Here is a 15,580-nt window from a genome sequence, read left to right as displayed (position 1 = left end):
CACCGGAGCCGGCCGGACCGGAGCCGACCGGTGACCGCCCCCGACCGGCAGTTCGACCGGGTGGCGGCCCTGCTCGACCTCAACCGCGCCGACGAGGCCCTGACCGAGCTGGGCCGGCTCGCCGGCCCGGAGGCCACCCAGCGGCGGGCCTTCCAGCTGCGGGCCGCCGCGCTGACCGACCTGCAACGGTGGTCAGCCGTCGCCGACACGGCCCGGCAGGGCCTCGCCGAGACCGGTCCGGACGCCGAACTGTTCGGCCGGCTGGGGCTGGCGCTACGCCACCAGGGCGACCACGCCGGCGCCGAGCGGGCCCTGCTCGACGGCCTGGCCGTGGAACCGCAGCACGTCTGGCTGCTCTGCCAGTACGCCGACCTCTGCGCGATGGTCGGCCAGACCGGCAAGGCGGCGCAGCTGGTCGACCGGGCCGCCACGCTGGCACCCGAGCACCCGCTCGTGTGGGTCTCCCGGTTCCAGCTCGCCTACGCCGCCGGCGACGACCGCACCGCGCAGCGGATCGCCAAGGACTTCCTCGGCCGCTGGCCCGACCACCCGGCCGCGCTGTTCCTGCACGGCGCGATGGCCGGCGAGCGGGGGCAGGTGGGGGTGGCCCACCGTTCGTTCGGCCAGGCGGTGGCCCAGGACCCGACCGACGCCGACTACGCCGACGCCGCCTGGCAGTCCCGGGTGTACGCCCACCCGCTGCTGCTGCCGCTGCGCCCGCTCTACCGGCTCGGGGTGCTGCGTACCTGGCTGATCGCGGTGGGGACGGTAGTGGCGCTGAACCTGGCCGGGCTGGAGCCGGTCGCCGGCCTGGTCGGCCTGCTGTGGCTGGTGTACTGCGTCTGGTCCTGGGTCGCCCCGGCCCTGGTCCGGCGACTGGTCCTCGGCAGGTGGCGGTCGTGAAGGGCTTCGGGCCGTGGCTGGCCGTGCTGGTCGTGGTGCTGCTGCTCAGCGCGCTGCGGCTCCGCGCCCTGGCAACCCTCGTCTCGCTGGGCTGGCTGGCCTGGTGCGTCTGGACCTGGATCCGCCCTTCCCGCCGCCCCTGACCACCCGATCCGCTGCCCGGGCCGTCGCTCCTGGTCGAGCGGCCCCGCCCGGTCCGCCCCGTCCGCCCCGTCCGCCGCGTCCGCCGCGACCACCCAGGGTGTCGCACCGATCCCGCCCGGCCACCGACGGTGACCGGCCCGCCGGCACGCCACCATCCCCGCCCTCCCTTTGCTCTGCTGCAACGCGCGCAACAGGCACGGAGGGTGACGGATCGCTGATAGGCCGGCGAGGCTCGATCGCGTAGAAGGCCAGCTCAACGCGGTGTTGCGTCGGGCGCAGCAGAGCAAAGGCGCCGAGGGCTGTGGTGGCTCCCGCGCCACGCGGTCACACTGCGCCACCACGTCGAGCGATCACCCTTGGTGAACAGGCACGGCGGGTGGACGGCGTACACGAAAGGACCGGGCCGGCCGCGCGGCGGCCGACCCGGTCCTCGGTGTGGATCAGTAGCGGTAGTGCTCGGACTTGAACGGGCCCTCCGGCGAGATGCCCAGGTAGGCGGCCTGCTCCTTGGTGAGCGTGCTCAGCTTGGCGCCGAGCGCGGCCAGGTGCAGCCGGGCGACCTTCTCGTCCAGGTGCTTCGGCAGCACGTAGACGCCGATCGGGTACTCCTCGGTCTTGGTGAAGAGCTCGATCTGGGCGATGGTCTGGTTGGCGAACGAGTTCGACATCACGAAGCTCGGGTGGCCGGTGGCGTTGCCCAGGTTCAGCAGACGGCCTTCGGAGAGCACGATGATGGCGTGGCCGTCGTCGAAGCGCCACAGGTCGACCTGCGGCTTGATGTTCTCCCGGGTGACGTCCGAACGCTTCGCCAGGCCGGCCATGTCGATCTCGTTGTCGAAGTGGCCGATGTTGCCGACGATGGCCTGGTGCTTCATCCGGGCCATGTGCTCGTTGGTGATGACGTCGAAGCAGCCGGTGGCGGTGATGAAGATGTCCGCCTGCTCGACCACGTCGTCCAGGGTGGCGACCTGGTAGCCGTCCATCGCCGCCTGGAGGGCGCAGATCGGGTCGACCTCGGTCACCACGACCCGGGCGCCCTGGCCGCGCAGCGACTCCGCGCAGCCCTTGCCCACGTCGCCGTAGCCGAGAACGACGGCCATCTTGCCACCGATCAGCACGTCGGTGGCCCGGTTGATGCCGTCGATGAGCGAGTGCCGGCAGCCGTACTTGTTGTCGAACTTGCTCTTGGTCACCGAGTCGTTGACGTTGATGGCCGGGAAGAGCAGCTTGCCGTCGCGGTGCATCTCGTAGAGACGGTGCACGCCGGTGGTGGTCTCCTCGGTCACGCCCTTGATGCCGGCGGCGATCCGGGTCCAGCGCTGGCCGTCCTCGGCGAGCGAGCGGTGCAGGACGTTCAGGATGACCGCGTACTCCTCGGAGTCGGCGGACTCGACCGGCGGGACCACGCCGGCCTTCTCGAACTCGGCGCCCTTGTGCACCAGCAGGGTGGCGTCACCGCCGTCGTCGAGGATCATGTTGGGGCCCTGGCCGTCCGGCCAGTTCAGCACCTGCTCGGTGCACCACCAGTACTCCTCGAGGCTCTCGCCCTTCCAGGCGTACACGGGCACACCGGCCGGGTTGTCGGGGGTGCCGGTCGGGCCGACCACGATCGCGGCGGCGGCGTGGTCCTGCGTGGAGAAGATGTTGCAGGACGCCCAGCGGACCTGCGCGCCGAGCGCGACCAGGGTCTCGATCAGGACGGCGGTCTGGATGGTCATGTGCAGCGAGCCGGTGATCCGCGCGCCGGCCAGCGGCTGCGCCTCGGCGAACTCGCGACGGATCGCCATCAGGCCCGGCATCTCGTGCTCGGCGAGCTGGATCTCCTTGCGCCCGAACTCGGCGAGCGACAGATCCGCCACCTTGTAGTCGCCCTCGCCGAGGGTGCTCGGCCGGGCCTCGGTCGGCGAGCCGCTGGCGGCCGCCGGGAGGGTGCTGGTCATGGAAGCTCCTGTCGAACGATTAGCTGTGCGCGACCCTCTACCTTACGCGCGGGTCGATCCGACTGCGGGGGCGGACAGCGCACGGGGCGGTCGGCGTGGACGGACTTTCCGCCCACGGGCCGGCCGCCCCGTGCATCCCCCCGGTTTGGTTCCCCCGCGCGCGTGCCCCGACGATCGTCGCGACAACGCTGCGTACTCATAGAGTCACACTCCGCATTGGCCACGTCAAGCGTTTCCGGAATTTCCGACTTGGGCGAGTCGCCGGAGCGCCGCGCACGCCGCGAAGCGGCTCAGCGCAGGCCGCAGCTGGCGACGTAGGCCTCGCCCTCACCGCCGACGACCAGGGCCCCGCCGGCCGCCGTACCGACCGCCGCCTGGCCCGGGTCCAGCGTCACCGCGCCGGCGCCGTCGTCCACCGACAGCTTCCCCGTCCGGCAGAGCACCACCCGCGGGCCCGGCAGGGCCAACCGCACACCCGGCCCGGACGCGTCCACCGTCACCCGGTGCAACGCGAAGTCCTCCACCGGAACCGGCCAGGTCACCACCCCCGGCGACACCGGCTGCGGTCGTACCACCGGGTCGTCGAGCACCTCGAACCGGAGCACCCGCAACAGCTCGTCCACGTCGATCCGCTTGGGGGTGAGCCCGCCGCGCAGCACGTTGTCGCTGGCCGCCATGATCTCCACGCCGGTGCCGCCCAGGTAGGCGTGCAGGTTGCCCGCGGGCATCCAGATCCCCTCACCGGGGTCCAGCCGGACGTGGTTGAGCAGCAACGCCACCAGCACCCCCGGGTCCGCCGGGTAGGTCGCCGCCAGCCAGCGTGCCAGCTGTGCGTCCGGACCGGCGACCTCCGCGGCCAGCACCGCCTCGGCCAGCCCGGCCCGCCGCGCGGCGGGCCAGGTCAGCAGCGTGCGTACGGCCTCCCGCAACCCCGCCGTACCGTCCCGCAACGCGGCCACCACCGGCGCCAACGCGGGTACGCCGAACCGGGCCAGCGCCTCCGCCGAGACGGCCGGGTCACGGAACCCGCAGAGCGCCTCCATCGGCGAGAGCGCGACCAGCAGCTCCGGCTTGTGGTACGGGTCGACGTAGTTGCGTTCGCCGGCCGCCCGCGCCGCGTCCGCCTCGTGCCCCGCCCGGGCCTGCTCCGGATCCGGATGGGCCTGAAGACTCAGCGGGGCGTCCGCGGCGAGCACCTTCAGCAGGAAGGGCAACCGGGTGCCGAACCGGCCGACGATCCGCTCGCCGAGCCAGTGGTCCGGCTCGGCGACCAGCAGGTCGACCAGGCTGACCCGGGTGCCCTCCCGGTCCACCGTGGCCGGTGCGCCCGGGTGGGCGCCCAGCCACAGCTCGGCCTCCGGGCCGTCGCTGGGCACCGGGCGCCCCTGCAACTCGGCGATCGCCGAGCGGGAACCCCAGGCGTAGTCCCGGATCGGTCCGTACAGCAGCTCCACGGTCAGCTCCCGGAGTGGCCGGCGGCTTCCGGGGTGGACTCCGGCTGCGGTACCGCGGTGTCCGCGGCGGCACCGGTGCCCGCTCGCTCCGCCGCGGCGCTGTAGATGTCCGGCTCCAGGTAGATCACCCGGGCGATCGGCACGGCCTCCCGGATCCGGGCCTCCACGGCGTTGATGTCGCGGGCCAGCGCCTCCGCGCTCTCGCAGCGCGGGACGCCGATCTTCGCGGCCACCATCAGCTCCTCGGGGCCGAGGTAGAGGGTCTTCATGTGGATGATCCGCTCGACCTCCGGGCCGTCGGTGACGGCCCGCTCGATGGCCGCCAGGTCCTTCGGCTCCGCACCCTCACCCAGCAGCAGGCTCTTGGTCTCCACCGCCAGCACGATCGCGATGATCACCAGCAGGATGCCGATCATCGCGGTGCCCGCGGCGTCCCACCTGCCGTTGCCGGTGATCAGCGTCATGCCGACGCCGAAGAGCGCGAAGACCAGACCGACCAGGGCGCCGAAGTCCTCCAGCAGCACCACCGGCAGTTCCGGCGCCTTCGCCCGGCGGATGAACCGCACCCAGCTCTGGTTGCCGCGGGTGTGGTTGGACTCCTTGATGGCGGTACGGAAGGAGAAACCCTCCATGCCGATCGCCAGCACCAGCACGGTCACCGGCACCCACTGCCAGCTGTCGATGCCGTGCGGCTCGGACCACTTGTGGTACGCCTCGTAGAGCGCGAAGAGGCCACCCAGGGTGAACAGCACGATCGCCACGATGAACGCGTAGATGTAGCGCTCCCGGCCGTAGCCGAAGGGGTGCTGCGGGGTGGCCTCCCGCTTGGCCCGCTTGCCACCGAGCAGCAGCAGCCCCTGGTTACCGGAGTCGGCGACCGAGTGGATCGACTCGGCCAGCATCGACGAGGAGCCCGTCAACAGGAAGGCGATGAACTTGGTGACGGCGATGCCGATGTTGGCCAGCAGGGCGGCGATGATCGCCTTCGTCCCGCCGTTGGCGCTCACGCCGCCGCCCCCGTCCCGGCAATGGCCAGCCGGTGCATGCCGGGTCGGTTCGTCCGATCGCTCACTGGTTCGACAGCTCCTTCATTTCGGTGATCGCCGGGACCGCCATCGGGTCCAGGCCATGGGCGAGCGCGAGGTAGATCGAGGTGAAGTCCGGCACCGCCATCAGCGAGGCGAGCCGCTCCAGCGCGGAACCGCCCTCGGCGGTCACCACGTCACAGCGCACGCCCCGCCGCTCGGCCAGGGTCTGCACGGCGTCGGCGCGCCGCTCCTCCACCGCCAGCGGCTCGTCGGTGTCGTCGTCGGCGTTGAGGCCGCCGTCGCGCAGGATGACCAGTCGCAGCCGGGTGGCGTCGCCGTCGGACTCGTCCGGGTCGGCGAAGATGTCCCGCCCCGACTCGAACAGCCCGCCGAAGACACCGTCGAGCAGCCCGACCCGGCCCCGGCCGGCCTCACCCAGCGCGCCGGTGACCACCGGATAGCGGGCGTTGGCCGACAGGGTGTCACCGAAGCGGCGGGCCGCCACGGTGGCCAGCGGCGACGAACCCCAGACGATCGGGACCGACCCGGCCAGCCCCAGGGCCAGCGACTTCGCCGGGTTGACGAACGACTCGGCGGTGGGCCGGCACCGGTCGGCCTCGGCGTCGAGCCGCGCCGCGGTCTCCGCCAGATCCGCCTCGTTGACCTTCACGAGGCCGAGACTACGGGCGGCGAGCAGGACCGGCACGGTGAGCGCCCAGAGGCTGGCCCGGGCCGGGGCGCGGCGGGGCACCGGGATGAACGGTGCCCGGGCCCGCTCGGCGACGGACTGCAACTGCGAGTCGGGTGCGCCGACGGCGACCAGCCGGGCGCCGCGCCGGTGGGCGGCCTCGGCGGCGCCGAGCGCCTCGGGGCTGCGCCCGGAGGCGCTGACCGCGATGACCACGTCCGCCGCGCCCACCCAACCGGGCACCCCGGCGCTGCGGTGCGAGATGACCGGCACCGGACAGCGTGGGCCGGCGACCGTGGCCAGCACGTCACCGGTACGCGCCGCCGTGCCGATGCCGGCGACCACCACCGCGCGGGCGCGCAGGTCGTCGGTGAGCACCGACAGGTTCGCCTCGGCGGCCAGCGCGGCGGACTCGCGCACCTGGGCGCCGGCCGAGGCGGTGAACCGCAGCATGCCGCCCGGATCGCTCTCGGCCAGCCGGGCGGGATCGTCGAGCAGTGCCTCGTCGGCGTGCCGGTGGCCGCTCACCCCGGCGGTGCCGTCCATCTCCATCACCGGTCGACCGCCGAGGCGTCACGCCCGCCGTCCGCGGCCGGGCCACCCCGCGCCTCGTCCAGCAGCAGCACCGGCACGTCGTCGCGGACCTCGAAGATCCGGCCGCACTCGGTGCAGGTCAGGGTCTGCGCCTGCGGGTCGTAGTCGAGCGGGGCGTGGTGCGTGTCCGGGCAGGCGAGGATCTCGAGCAACTGCGGGTCCAGGGCCACGGCGCGGCTCCTTCCACGTGTGCGGTCGACCGATCGGCGGTGCCGACCGGCGCAGGGGATCTTATCGGCGAACCCGGTCGAGCACCTCGTCGCGAAGCGAGATCATCCGCTCCTCGGACGGGGCCTCGACATTGAGCCGCAGCAACGGCTCGGTGTTGGAGGCGCGCAGGTTGAACCAGGCGCCGTCGGGGAACCGCAGAGTGAGCCCGTCCAGCTCGTCGACCTCCGCCTGCGGGTACGCGGCCCGCACCTCGGCCACCTTGGCGACCTGGTCGTCGACCGTGGAGTTGATCTCACCCGAGGCGACGTAGCGTTCGTACGCGGCGGCCAGCTCGGACAGGGGCAGCGGCTGCTCGCCGAGCGCGGCGAGGGTGTGCATGGCGGCCAGCATTCCGGTGTCGGCGAACCAGAAGTCCCGGAAGTAGTAGTGCGCCGAGTGTTCCCCGCCGAAGATGGCGTTGGTCCGGGCCATCTCGGCCTTGATGAACGAGTGCCCGACCCGGGCCACCACCGGCTGCCCGCCCTGCTCACGGATGATCTCGGGCACCGCCGCGGAGGTGATCGGGTTGTGGATCACCGTGGAGCCGGGGTGCTTGGCCAGCTCGCGGACGGCCACCAGGGCGGTGATCGCCGACGGGGAGACCGGCCGGCCACGCTCGTCCACCACGAAGCACCGGTCGGCGTCCCCGTCGAAGGCCAGCCCCAGGTCCGCCCCGTGGGCGACGACGGCCCGCTGGAGGTCCACCAGGTTCGCCGGGTCCAGCGGGTTGGCCTCGTGGTTGGGGAAGCTGCCGTCCAGCTCGAAGTAGAGCGGCACGATCGTCAGCGGCAGGGCCGGCAGCACCGCGTCGCCCAGCACGCTGGGCACGGTGTGCCCGCCCATGCCGTTGCCGGCGTCGACGACCACCCTCAACGGGCGGATGCCCGAGAGGTCGACCAGCTTCCGCAGGTGGGCGGCGTACTCGGGGCGCAGGTCCCGCTGCTCGGCCGGGGCGGCCGGCTCGCCGCCGGGGGCGGCCTCGCCCTTCTCCAGCAGCGCCTCGGCCCGGTCCCGGATCTCGGCCAGCCCGCTGGCCTGCCCGATCGGGCGGGCGCCGGCCCGGCACATCTTGATGCCGTTGTACTTCGCCGGATTGTGGCTGGCGGTGAACATCGCCCCGGGCAGGTCGAGCGCGCCGGAGGCGTAGTAGAGCATGTCCGTGGAGGCCAGCCCGATCTCGATCACCGCGCGCCCCTCGGCGCGTACGCCGGCCGCGAAGGCGGCGGCCAGGCCCGGCGAGGTCGCCCGCATGTCGTGCCCGATCACCACCGCGTCGCCCGGCTCGCCCGTGGCGGCCAGGAACTGGGTGAAGGCGGCACCGATGGCCTCGGCGACCGGCTCGTCCCACTGCTCCGGGACCGTGCCCCGGACGTCGTAGGCCTTGATGATCTGGGACAGATCAGACACCGGTTTCGCTCCTCAGCCGCAGGTCGTCAACGCACCTGAGCGTATCGGAGGAGCAGGGGGCGTCCCGGCTCAGCCGGGCAGGCGGGGCATCACCGTGGTGGCGTCGCCGCCACTCGCCGCATCCGGCGGTGGGGTGCCCGGCCCGCCCTGAACCGGCGGGGTGGGAGCGGCGGGCGGGGCCGGGGTGGCACCGGTGCCGTAGACGCCACCGGTCGGGCGGGGCGCCGGGGCACCGTAGACGCCGCCCGAGGGGGCGGGCGGCTGGCCGTACACCTGGCCGCTCGGCGCCGGCGCGGACCCGCCGCCGGCGCGGTAGGTGGTGGGGCCGGCGCTGCGCGGCAGCGGCGCGCCCGACCACGGCGACGGATCGGCCGCGGCCGGCTCCTCCACGGCGGCCCGGTCGGCGCGCGAGCGACGGACCAGCAGGATGATCAGGCCCGCGCCGACCAGTACCAGGGCCAGGCCGACGAGCATGATCGGCGACATTCCGGAACTCTGCTTCTGGGCGACCGGCTGGGCGCTGCGGGTGTCGACGGCGGCGGCCACCGCCGAAGCCGGCTGGCTGGGCACCGCCGGATCCACCGTCGCGACCGCGCTCGGGGTCGGCGTCGGCGTCGGCTCCGGCGTGGGGCTGGGCGTCGCGGAGGGCGTGGCCGCGGCGACCTGACCGCCGACCACCCGGGCCCGGTCGGCCCCCCGGTCCAGCGGCTTGCCGAACGCGTTGGTGGCCTCGCCGACGAGGGTCAGCGAACCCTCCGGCGCGCCGGCCAGGAACGCCACCCGGTACTTCACGGTGACGCTCTTGCCCTTGCAGAGCGTCGGATTGGTCGGCGTCGTCGGGCCGGTCTGCACGCCGCGACCACCGTCACCGATCGGTGCCGGCCACCAGCGCCCACCGAAGTTGACCTGCACCTTCACCTGATCGGCGGAGAGCCCGTCGAGGCGCAGGCCGAGCACCGTGCGGACCAGGACGCAGCCGTCGCTGCGCTTGCGAACCTCCACCGAGACACCGCCCGGCGAGCCACCGGCCTTGAACGTGTCGGTCGAGCGCACCCGCACCGAGTCGTCCTCCGCGAGGGCCGGTGACGCCCCGGCGGCCACCAGGCCGCCCAGCAGCGCGCAGACCGTCGCGAGCCGCGCCGCGTGCCGACGTACCGACATGTTCACCTCGCAGTTCCTCCCCGGACGGGGCCCGGTCCCTTCGAGTGGGCCGGTCCTCCTCGGTCGGGGTCCGGCGGACAGGCTACTACCGGCCCCGAAGGGCCCCCGGTCATAGAGCGGCCCGGATGTGCGCGGCGTTACCTTCCCTGCCCCGGCCGGAGGTGCCCCCGCAGGGCATCCCGACAGAGCCGGTCAGCGGTGCGGACGGTCTCCGGCAGCCGGTAACGCGGCGTCGCCGCCAGCACCCGCGCGCAGGCGTTGTCGAGGCTGACCCGGTGCCCGACGCTGACGAAGACCGGCTTCACCCCGTCCCGGGTCCGCAGCACCCGGCCCAGCACCTCGCCGTCGTCGTCCCGCAACGCCGACCAGGCACCCCGCCGCGGCGCGGGCGGCTCCCACCGGCCCACCAGCGACGTCTTCCCCACTCCGACCGTCGGCAGGCCCGTCACCACACCGAGGTGGCAGGCCAGCCCGAACCGGCGCGGATGGGCCAGCCCGTGCCCGTCGCAGATCAGCAGGTCCGGGCGGACGGCCAGCCGGTCCAACGCGTCGAGCAGCGCGGGCAGCTCCCGGAACGCGAACAGCCCCGGCACGTAGCCGAAGGCCGGCCGGGCGACCACCACGGCCGAATCCACGACGGCCAGGCTCCGCGCGTCCAGCACCGTGACAGCGGCCGCGAGCCGGTCATCATCGTCGGCGTACGCGACGTCCAGGCCGGCTACCGTCGCGGGCTCGGCCGGACCCGGCCCGACCAGGTCGACCAGGGGCCGCAGGGCGTCCTGGATCGCGTACGCCTCCTCGACCGTGCCCGGCGTCTCCCGCCCCGCGACGCTCACCCGGCCTGGCCCTGCCGGGCCTCCGCCCGCCGGCGGTCGAAGCCGACCGCGTGCAGGGCGCTGCCGTACGCCACGCCGACGACCACCCCGAGGATGCCGCCGAAGATCCACATGCCGAGATAGATGCCGATCGCCATGCCCAGCAGCAGCATGGTCGTCTCACGGCCGAGCCCTCTGGTCCGCACGCCTGGACCTTATTGCCGACAGGCAAGCGCCGGCGCCCATTGTCACCCCTGGGCGAGGGTCGGGTCCGCGCCCGGATCGCCGGCCCGCTGAAGTTCCTCCTCGAACATCACGAACGTCTTCCGTCTGATGCCGCCGACCAGGGCACGCTCCCTTGGCGTCAGGGACCTGCGTTCCCGGTCGGGGACGTCGAGAATGGCCTGGACGGTCTCGTAGAGAGCGAAGACCGGTCCCGTGCCCTTCAACCGGTAGGCACGTTCACGCTCAGTCAACTGGACGAAGTCGTCGCGAGTGATCTCTTGGATCTCGTCTCCACCGACGAGGAGCACTTTGTTGATGAGGTCATCAGCACGGTTCCATCCACCCGTGTCCGAGAGCCGCCACGCAGTGAACTTCCCGCCGGGTACCTCCACGAGCTTCAGGGGGCTGTCGTAGTAGTCGAAGAATCTCGACGAGCCACGGCTCTGCGACTTGTTCAATCCTCATCCTCCTGGGCGGCCTCTGACAGGGCATGCCGGTAGGCCGCCCGTCCCCGCCGAAGCAGGCCCTTGACGATCGCCGATTCTCGAACGCTCGCCTGGCGACCCTCCGACTCTGCGAGCGCCTCAAGATCACGGCGCACTTTGTACAACTCATGCTCCCACTCGGCCACCTCGTCCACCTCGGTCAGGTGCAGGCGCAGCTCGCCGATATGGCCACCAGAGGTACGAATGTTCAACAACACATCGCAGTAGCCGCTCGCTTGCGGCTGCTGGAACCGGTCCTTGACGCCCACCACTTGGACCGCCCGGTCACTCCCTATGTCGTCAAGCGCTCGGTAGAGCGCACGCAACGTTCGGAACTGCACCTTTGCGCCGGCCAGATCCTTTAGCCTCGATGCGTCGTTCTCATACTCGATGAGCTTGTCCTCAATCCGGCTCAGTTTTTTCTGTTCCGTACGCCAAGCAGGATGCCCACCATGGTCTCCAGCCACACGGATGGCCAGTTGCTGTAGCTCCGACTGCGCTCCTTCAGCTTCTCGGATCAGATTTCGCACCCAGCCGTCCCGATATGCCTTGTCGTCCTTTCGAGAGCGATCGAAGCCGGGCTGTGTCGGCGCGGAGCCGATCTCAGCCAGCCGGCTGCTGATTTCCTTCTGCTCGCCCGTCAACAGTTCCACGTTTGCGCCGCCCAGATCGCCAGCTTCAGCCACCGCGGCGGGGCCACGCTCATTGACGTCGTCGAGCACCTCTCGCAGCACGTCGAGTGCCCGCTGCTGCCCAGCGAGATGATGCAGGGTCTCCGGGCGTGCGGTGAGCGGGTTCGCCAACTCCGGCTCGTCCAGGATCATCCGCACCAGGTCGGGATGCTGTGACAGATCACGGACGAGCGTCTCGGCGAGCGTCGGCTGCTCGGCGGGCGGCTCTGTCCAAGCGGTGCCCAGCATCCGCTGGACCCGACTGTCGGCGAACATCTGGGCCAGGTCCGCGGCGGCTGCCTCATCGAGGTGCGGGGCCAGCCGCCTCAAGGTGGCTGGATCCGCCGCCGCAGCGAGTTCGTCGGGGCGTACGCCGGCAGCGAAGACCGCGTCGAGGTCGGCGCTTCGGGCCAGCACCTCGTCGACCGACACGCCATCGGCGACTCTGGACTCGTAAGCCTGGATCCGCTCCCGCCGCAGCACCTCGTCCGGCTCCCCGACCCCGCGAGGAGTTGGTCCTGTCGGAGGTGCCCCGGGCGGCCGGGGCTCGATGTACGGCGGTGCGGACGGCCCGTCGAGCAGGTAGAGCCGGTTCACGTACGGATCGCCGTGGCCGGCCTTGTCCTCCGGGGTCGACGGGTACCGCGGCAGATCAGGCAACTCGCTGAAGCGCCCGCGAGCCAGCCCGCCCAGCGGTAACGGGTCACCGTCCCCGGCGAGCACGAGAACGTCGATGCCCACCACATTGCCGTCGAACTTGCCGCCGGTGTGCGAGTAGAGGGGTCGATCGTCGACCGCTCCGCTCTGTGGGTCGAGGTAGAGGATCGTCCCGTTCTGGTTGAGTGCCACCCAGGCGTGGGATCCGCCGTCCTCCCACTGCGTGATGAGGAAGGCGTAGGCCCCGTGGCCGCCCAGGCGCAGCTGGTCGTGGAGGTTGCGGTAGCCGCGCTGCACCGCGTGGTGCTCGGCCGCGTGGTCTCGCGGTTCACCCGCCGGAGCACCGACGAGCTTCTGGAACCGTCCGCCGGTCACCTCCTCCACCCGGCGCGGGCCGCCCTTCTCACCCAGGATGGGCCGGCGGATGTCGCCGTCGGTGTAGCCGTCGAAGGTACGCGGGGCGGAGACCCGTGGCCGGCCGTGCACCCAGGTGTCGTAGAGCGACAGGGTGCAGTCCAGGCAGTTGATGCCCCGGGTCGGGTCGGCCTCCGGACCTCCGTCGTTGGCCAGCGCGAACCAGCCGCCCTGCCGAGGATCGGCGGTACGCGTGACGCTGCCGTCGGGGTTGCGCGGCATCCGCCGTTCGAGGTCGGTCTGGTGCAGGGCGAGCGGCGGCCGGAGGCCACCCGGGATGCCGTACGGGCGGGACCGGTCGGTCGGCGGTGGTACGTCGTCGCCGGTCAGCGCCGACCGGTCGCCGGTCTCCACGGCACCGAGGGCCAGGTCCGCGACGTCGTCGTTGATCCGCCGGAAGTCCTCCGGACTGTCGACGTAGACGGTCTCCCGGACGGCATTGCCCTCGTGGACCGCCTGGGCGTAGTCGGTGTAGTCGTAGGAGTCCTTCTCCGCCAGCCTGCTCGCCTCGAAGGTGTGCTGGGCTCGCAGGTTCAGCCCCGCCCTGACCATCTCCCGGGCCCGCACCTTGAACCAGCGTGCGCGCTCCAGATGCGCGCCGGCCAACCGGCGAGTCCGAGTAACCAACTCGTCGCGCTTGCCGTCCTCGTACCACCTGCGCTGCGCCTCGAAGTAGCCCTGGTAGCGGCGTCGCTCGAAGGCGTCCCGCTCGGCTGCCCAGACCGCCGCGTACCACTCGGGGGTTCGGGGTCGCAGGTCGGCGGGGTCGGCGGCCGGAGGCGGTGCCGGCGGATCCACGGGTGGTGTCAGGGGCGTCCCGGGGTTCAGGGCCTCGAACACCGACCGCCGGTGGGCGGCGCCGGCCGCATCCGCCTCCGCGTGGTGCGTGACGCCACCTCCGGTGGCCGGGAGGGTGGGGTCCGCCGGGCCGGTGGAGCCGTGCCGCTGGTGCGGGATGGAAGGGGTGGCCCTGTCCGGTGACGGAATCGTCGGGTGGCGGATGGACGCGTCCCCGGCCGTGGCGGCGGCCTGCGGAGCAACGGGGCTGGGTGACACGGCGGCGCCATGGGAGCCGAGGGCGCCGGTTCCGGCGCCGTTCGGCGGGGTCCGGACGTCGATCGGATCCACCTGGGGAGCGGCCAGGTTGACCGTCGGCAGCACCGGAGCGGCGGTGGCGTTGGTCGGGCCGTTGCCGGTCGCCGTCTGCGGTGCCGGTTGGCCTGCGGTCACGACACCCGACTGGTGCTGCGGCGTCACGGTTGACGACGGGTCGACCGCGACCGCCGACAGTGCCGGGCCGACATGGGCCGACGATCCCACCTCGCCCGACGAGACGGGTCCGGCCTTCGGTTCGCTGACGCCCACGGCCTCCGCCGTCGAAACGTCCACGGACACCGGTCCGACGGCCACTGGGGCGGACTCGACCTGGTGGGAGAGCGACACGCCCGGGCCCGTCGACTCCGCGGGCTGGACGGGTGTCACGGGTGCAGCGGACGCCGACTGGTGTTGAGCGACGGACGGGGTGTGGCTGACGTCGGCCGAGATCTCGGCCCGGTCGACGCCCGGGAACACCGGGTGTGCCACCGTCTCCAGCGGCGACGCCGGCCGAGGCCCCGGGATCCGCCCGTCAGCCCCAGCCCCAGCCCCAGCCCCAGCCCCAGCCCCAGCCCCAGCCGAGTGTCCCGCGCCGGCGTCTGCCGTGATCCCGCCCGCCAGCTCCGGTGGCGATGCGAGCGGCAGCTCCATCGGGGCGATGGGCGCCCCCAGGGCCGCCATCCGCCCGTCGAGGCCCGAACGCAGCGCGTGGTCCACCTGCCCGGTGGCCGAACCGGTGGTCCCGGAGACGGCGGCACGAGCGGCATCCTCCAGCGAAAGGATACCCTGGCCGGTGGCCAACCCGGCGGCGCCTTCGGCCAGGGTCTCACCGCCCATCTCCCGCCCGAAGTGCTCCGCGATCCGCGCACCCCGGCCGTGCGCGTGCCGGCCAAGACCGGCCAGAGGCGCCACCGCTCCCCCGGCCGCCCCACCCAGGGCGGAGGTGCCGAGGTCGACGAGATCGAGGCCGTCGCGGCGGCCGGTGGTGTTCTGGTATGCCTGGGTGGCCAGGCTGACGCCGGCCTCCTCGGCGGCCTCCTCCAGGCCACCCTTCACGGCGTGCCGCCCCAACCCGCGCAGGCCGCCCCTGGCGACCTCCTTGGCGGCCCGCTCCCCGGCCTCCTTGAGCCCCTTCTTCAGTTCCTTCTTGGCGAGCTGCACCAGCAGTCGCTTGAAGATCTGCTGCACCACGGCGCGGCTGGCGGTGACCGCCGCACCGGCGGCCGGCGAGGCGGCGCCGGCGGTCGCCACGGCGAGCACCGCCACGGACATCAGCTCGACGACGAGGATGCCCAACTCGATCCAGACCTCGAGCTTGGCCGCCTCGATGTCGGTGCCGCACCCCTCGACCAGCCGGCCGAGGTCGTCGGTGAAGGCGAGCAGGACGCCAAGTGGCGCGTCCTCACCGTCGGCGATCCGCCGCCAGGCGGCGTCGAACGCCTCGGCCACCATCCCGCCGCCGCCGTAGCCGCTGCCCACCTCGGCGGCGGCGGCGACCGCGTCGGCCCGCGGACCGGCGAGTGTCCCGGCGACGGCGTACCACTGGTCGGCCAGGTCCCACACCGAGCGTTCGTTGCCCTCCGGCCACTCCACCCCGACGACCCAGTCGAGGGCCTCGTAGACCCAGCCGGGCAGGTGCCAGGGGCAGAAGTCAAGCGGATGCGGGATCGGGCTGGGCAGGATGGTCAC

The 15,580-nt window shown here is 72.7% G+C and carries 13 protein-coding genes; 2 read left to right on the top strand and 11 right to left on the bottom strand.

Features of this window, described 5'->3' with window-relative positions:
- Positions 1–30 precede the first annotated feature (30 nt).
- Both GA0074704_RS08250 and GA0074704_RS29030 read left to right on the top strand, forming a co-directional pair.
- The gene (locus GA0074704_RS08250; protein WP_088969948.1) at positions 31–903 is read left to right on the top strand and encodes a tetratricopeptide repeat protein; all 873 of its coding nucleotides are present in this window, start codon (positions 31–33) and stop codon (positions 901–903) included.
- The gene (locus GA0074704_RS29030) at positions 900–1,046 is read left to right on the top strand and encodes a hypothetical protein (protein WP_172880475.1); all 147 of its coding nucleotides are present in this window, start codon (positions 900–902) and stop codon (positions 1,044–1,046) included. The genes GA0074704_RS08250 and GA0074704_RS29030 overlap by 4 nt, the downstream gene beginning before the upstream one ends.
- Positions 1,047–1,487: 441 nt before the next feature.
- Here GA0074704_RS29030 and ahcY read toward each other — a convergent pair whose 3' ends face one another.
- From ahcY to GA0074704_RS08200, 11 genes are all read right to left on the bottom strand, one after another.
- Complete coding sequence (gene ahcY / locus GA0074704_RS08245; RefSeq protein WP_088969947.1) at positions 1,488–2,987, bottom strand: adenosylhomocysteinase; 1,500 nt, start codon at positions 2,985–2,987, stop codon at positions 1,488–1,490.
- A 290-nt stretch (positions 2,988–3,277) separates the two neighbouring features.
- A complete protein-coding gene (gene manA / locus GA0074704_RS08240) occupies positions 3,278–4,441 on the bottom strand; it encodes a mannose-6-phosphate isomerase, class I (RefSeq protein WP_088969946.1) in 1,164 nt (387 codons plus the stop codon).
- A gap of 2 nt (positions 4,442–4,443) precedes the next feature.
- Positions 4,444–5,448 carry a cation diffusion facilitator family transporter gene (locus tag GA0074704_RS08235; protein ID WP_088969945.1) on the bottom strand — a complete coding sequence of 335 codons (1,005 nt, stop codon included), beginning with the start codon at positions 5,446–5,448 and terminating at the stop codon, positions 4,444–4,446.
- Between the two features lie 61 nt (positions 5,449–5,509).
- Positions 5,510–6,703, bottom strand: coding sequence for an SIS domain-containing protein (locus GA0074704_RS08230; RefSeq protein ID WP_088973539.1), 1,194 nt, complete (start codon positions 6,701–6,703; stop codon positions 5,510–5,512).
- Between the two features lie 5 nt (positions 6,704–6,708).
- On the bottom strand, positions 6,709–6,921 hold the full coding sequence (locus GA0074704_RS08225; RefSeq protein ID WP_088969944.1) for a Trm112 family protein: 213 nt from the start codon (positions 6,919–6,921) through the stop codon (positions 6,709–6,711).
- A 61-nt stretch (positions 6,922–6,982) separates the two neighbouring features.
- Entirely contained in the window at positions 6,983–8,368 is a 1,386-nt protein-coding gene (locus GA0074704_RS08220) for a phosphomannomutase/phosphoglucomutase (protein WP_088969943.1), read from the bottom strand.
- Positions 8,369–8,437: 69 nt separating this feature from the next.
- Positions 8,438–9,529: a hypothetical protein gene (locus GA0074704_RS08215; RefSeq protein WP_088973538.1), complete on the bottom strand. Its 1,092-nt coding sequence runs from the start codon at positions 9,527–9,529 to the stop codon at positions 8,438–8,440.
- Positions 9,530–9,666: 137 nt separating this feature from the next.
- On the bottom strand, positions 9,667–10,365 hold the full coding sequence (gene nfi / locus GA0074704_RS08210; protein WP_088969942.1) for a deoxyribonuclease V: 699 nt from the start codon (positions 10,363–10,365) through the stop codon (positions 9,667–9,669).
- On the bottom strand, positions 10,362–10,550 hold the full coding sequence (locus GA0074704_RS28705; protein ID WP_157743624.1) for a hypothetical protein: 189 nt from the start codon (positions 10,548–10,550) through the stop codon (positions 10,362–10,364). Before GA0074704_RS28705 ends, nfi begins: the two co-directional genes overlap by 4 nt.
- A 42-nt stretch (positions 10,551–10,592) precedes the next feature.
- Entirely contained in the window at positions 10,593–11,027 is a 435-nt protein-coding gene (locus tag GA0074704_RS08205) for a hypothetical protein (protein ID WP_088969941.1), read from the bottom strand.
- Positions 11,024–15,580: a toxin glutamine deamidase domain-containing protein gene (locus tag GA0074704_RS08200; protein WP_088969940.1), complete on the bottom strand. Its 4,557-nt coding sequence runs from the start codon at positions 15,578–15,580 to the stop codon at positions 11,024–11,026. Before GA0074704_RS08200 ends, GA0074704_RS08205 begins: the two co-directional genes overlap by 4 nt.

This window comes from Micromonospora siamensis, assembly GCF_900090305.1.
GTDB classification, from domain to species: Bacteria; Actinomycetota; Actinomycetes; order Mycobacteriales; family Micromonosporaceae; genus Micromonospora; species Micromonospora siamensis.
Note: the sequence above shows the minus strand (reverse complement) of the source record. Positions and strands in the feature narration are given on the sequence as shown.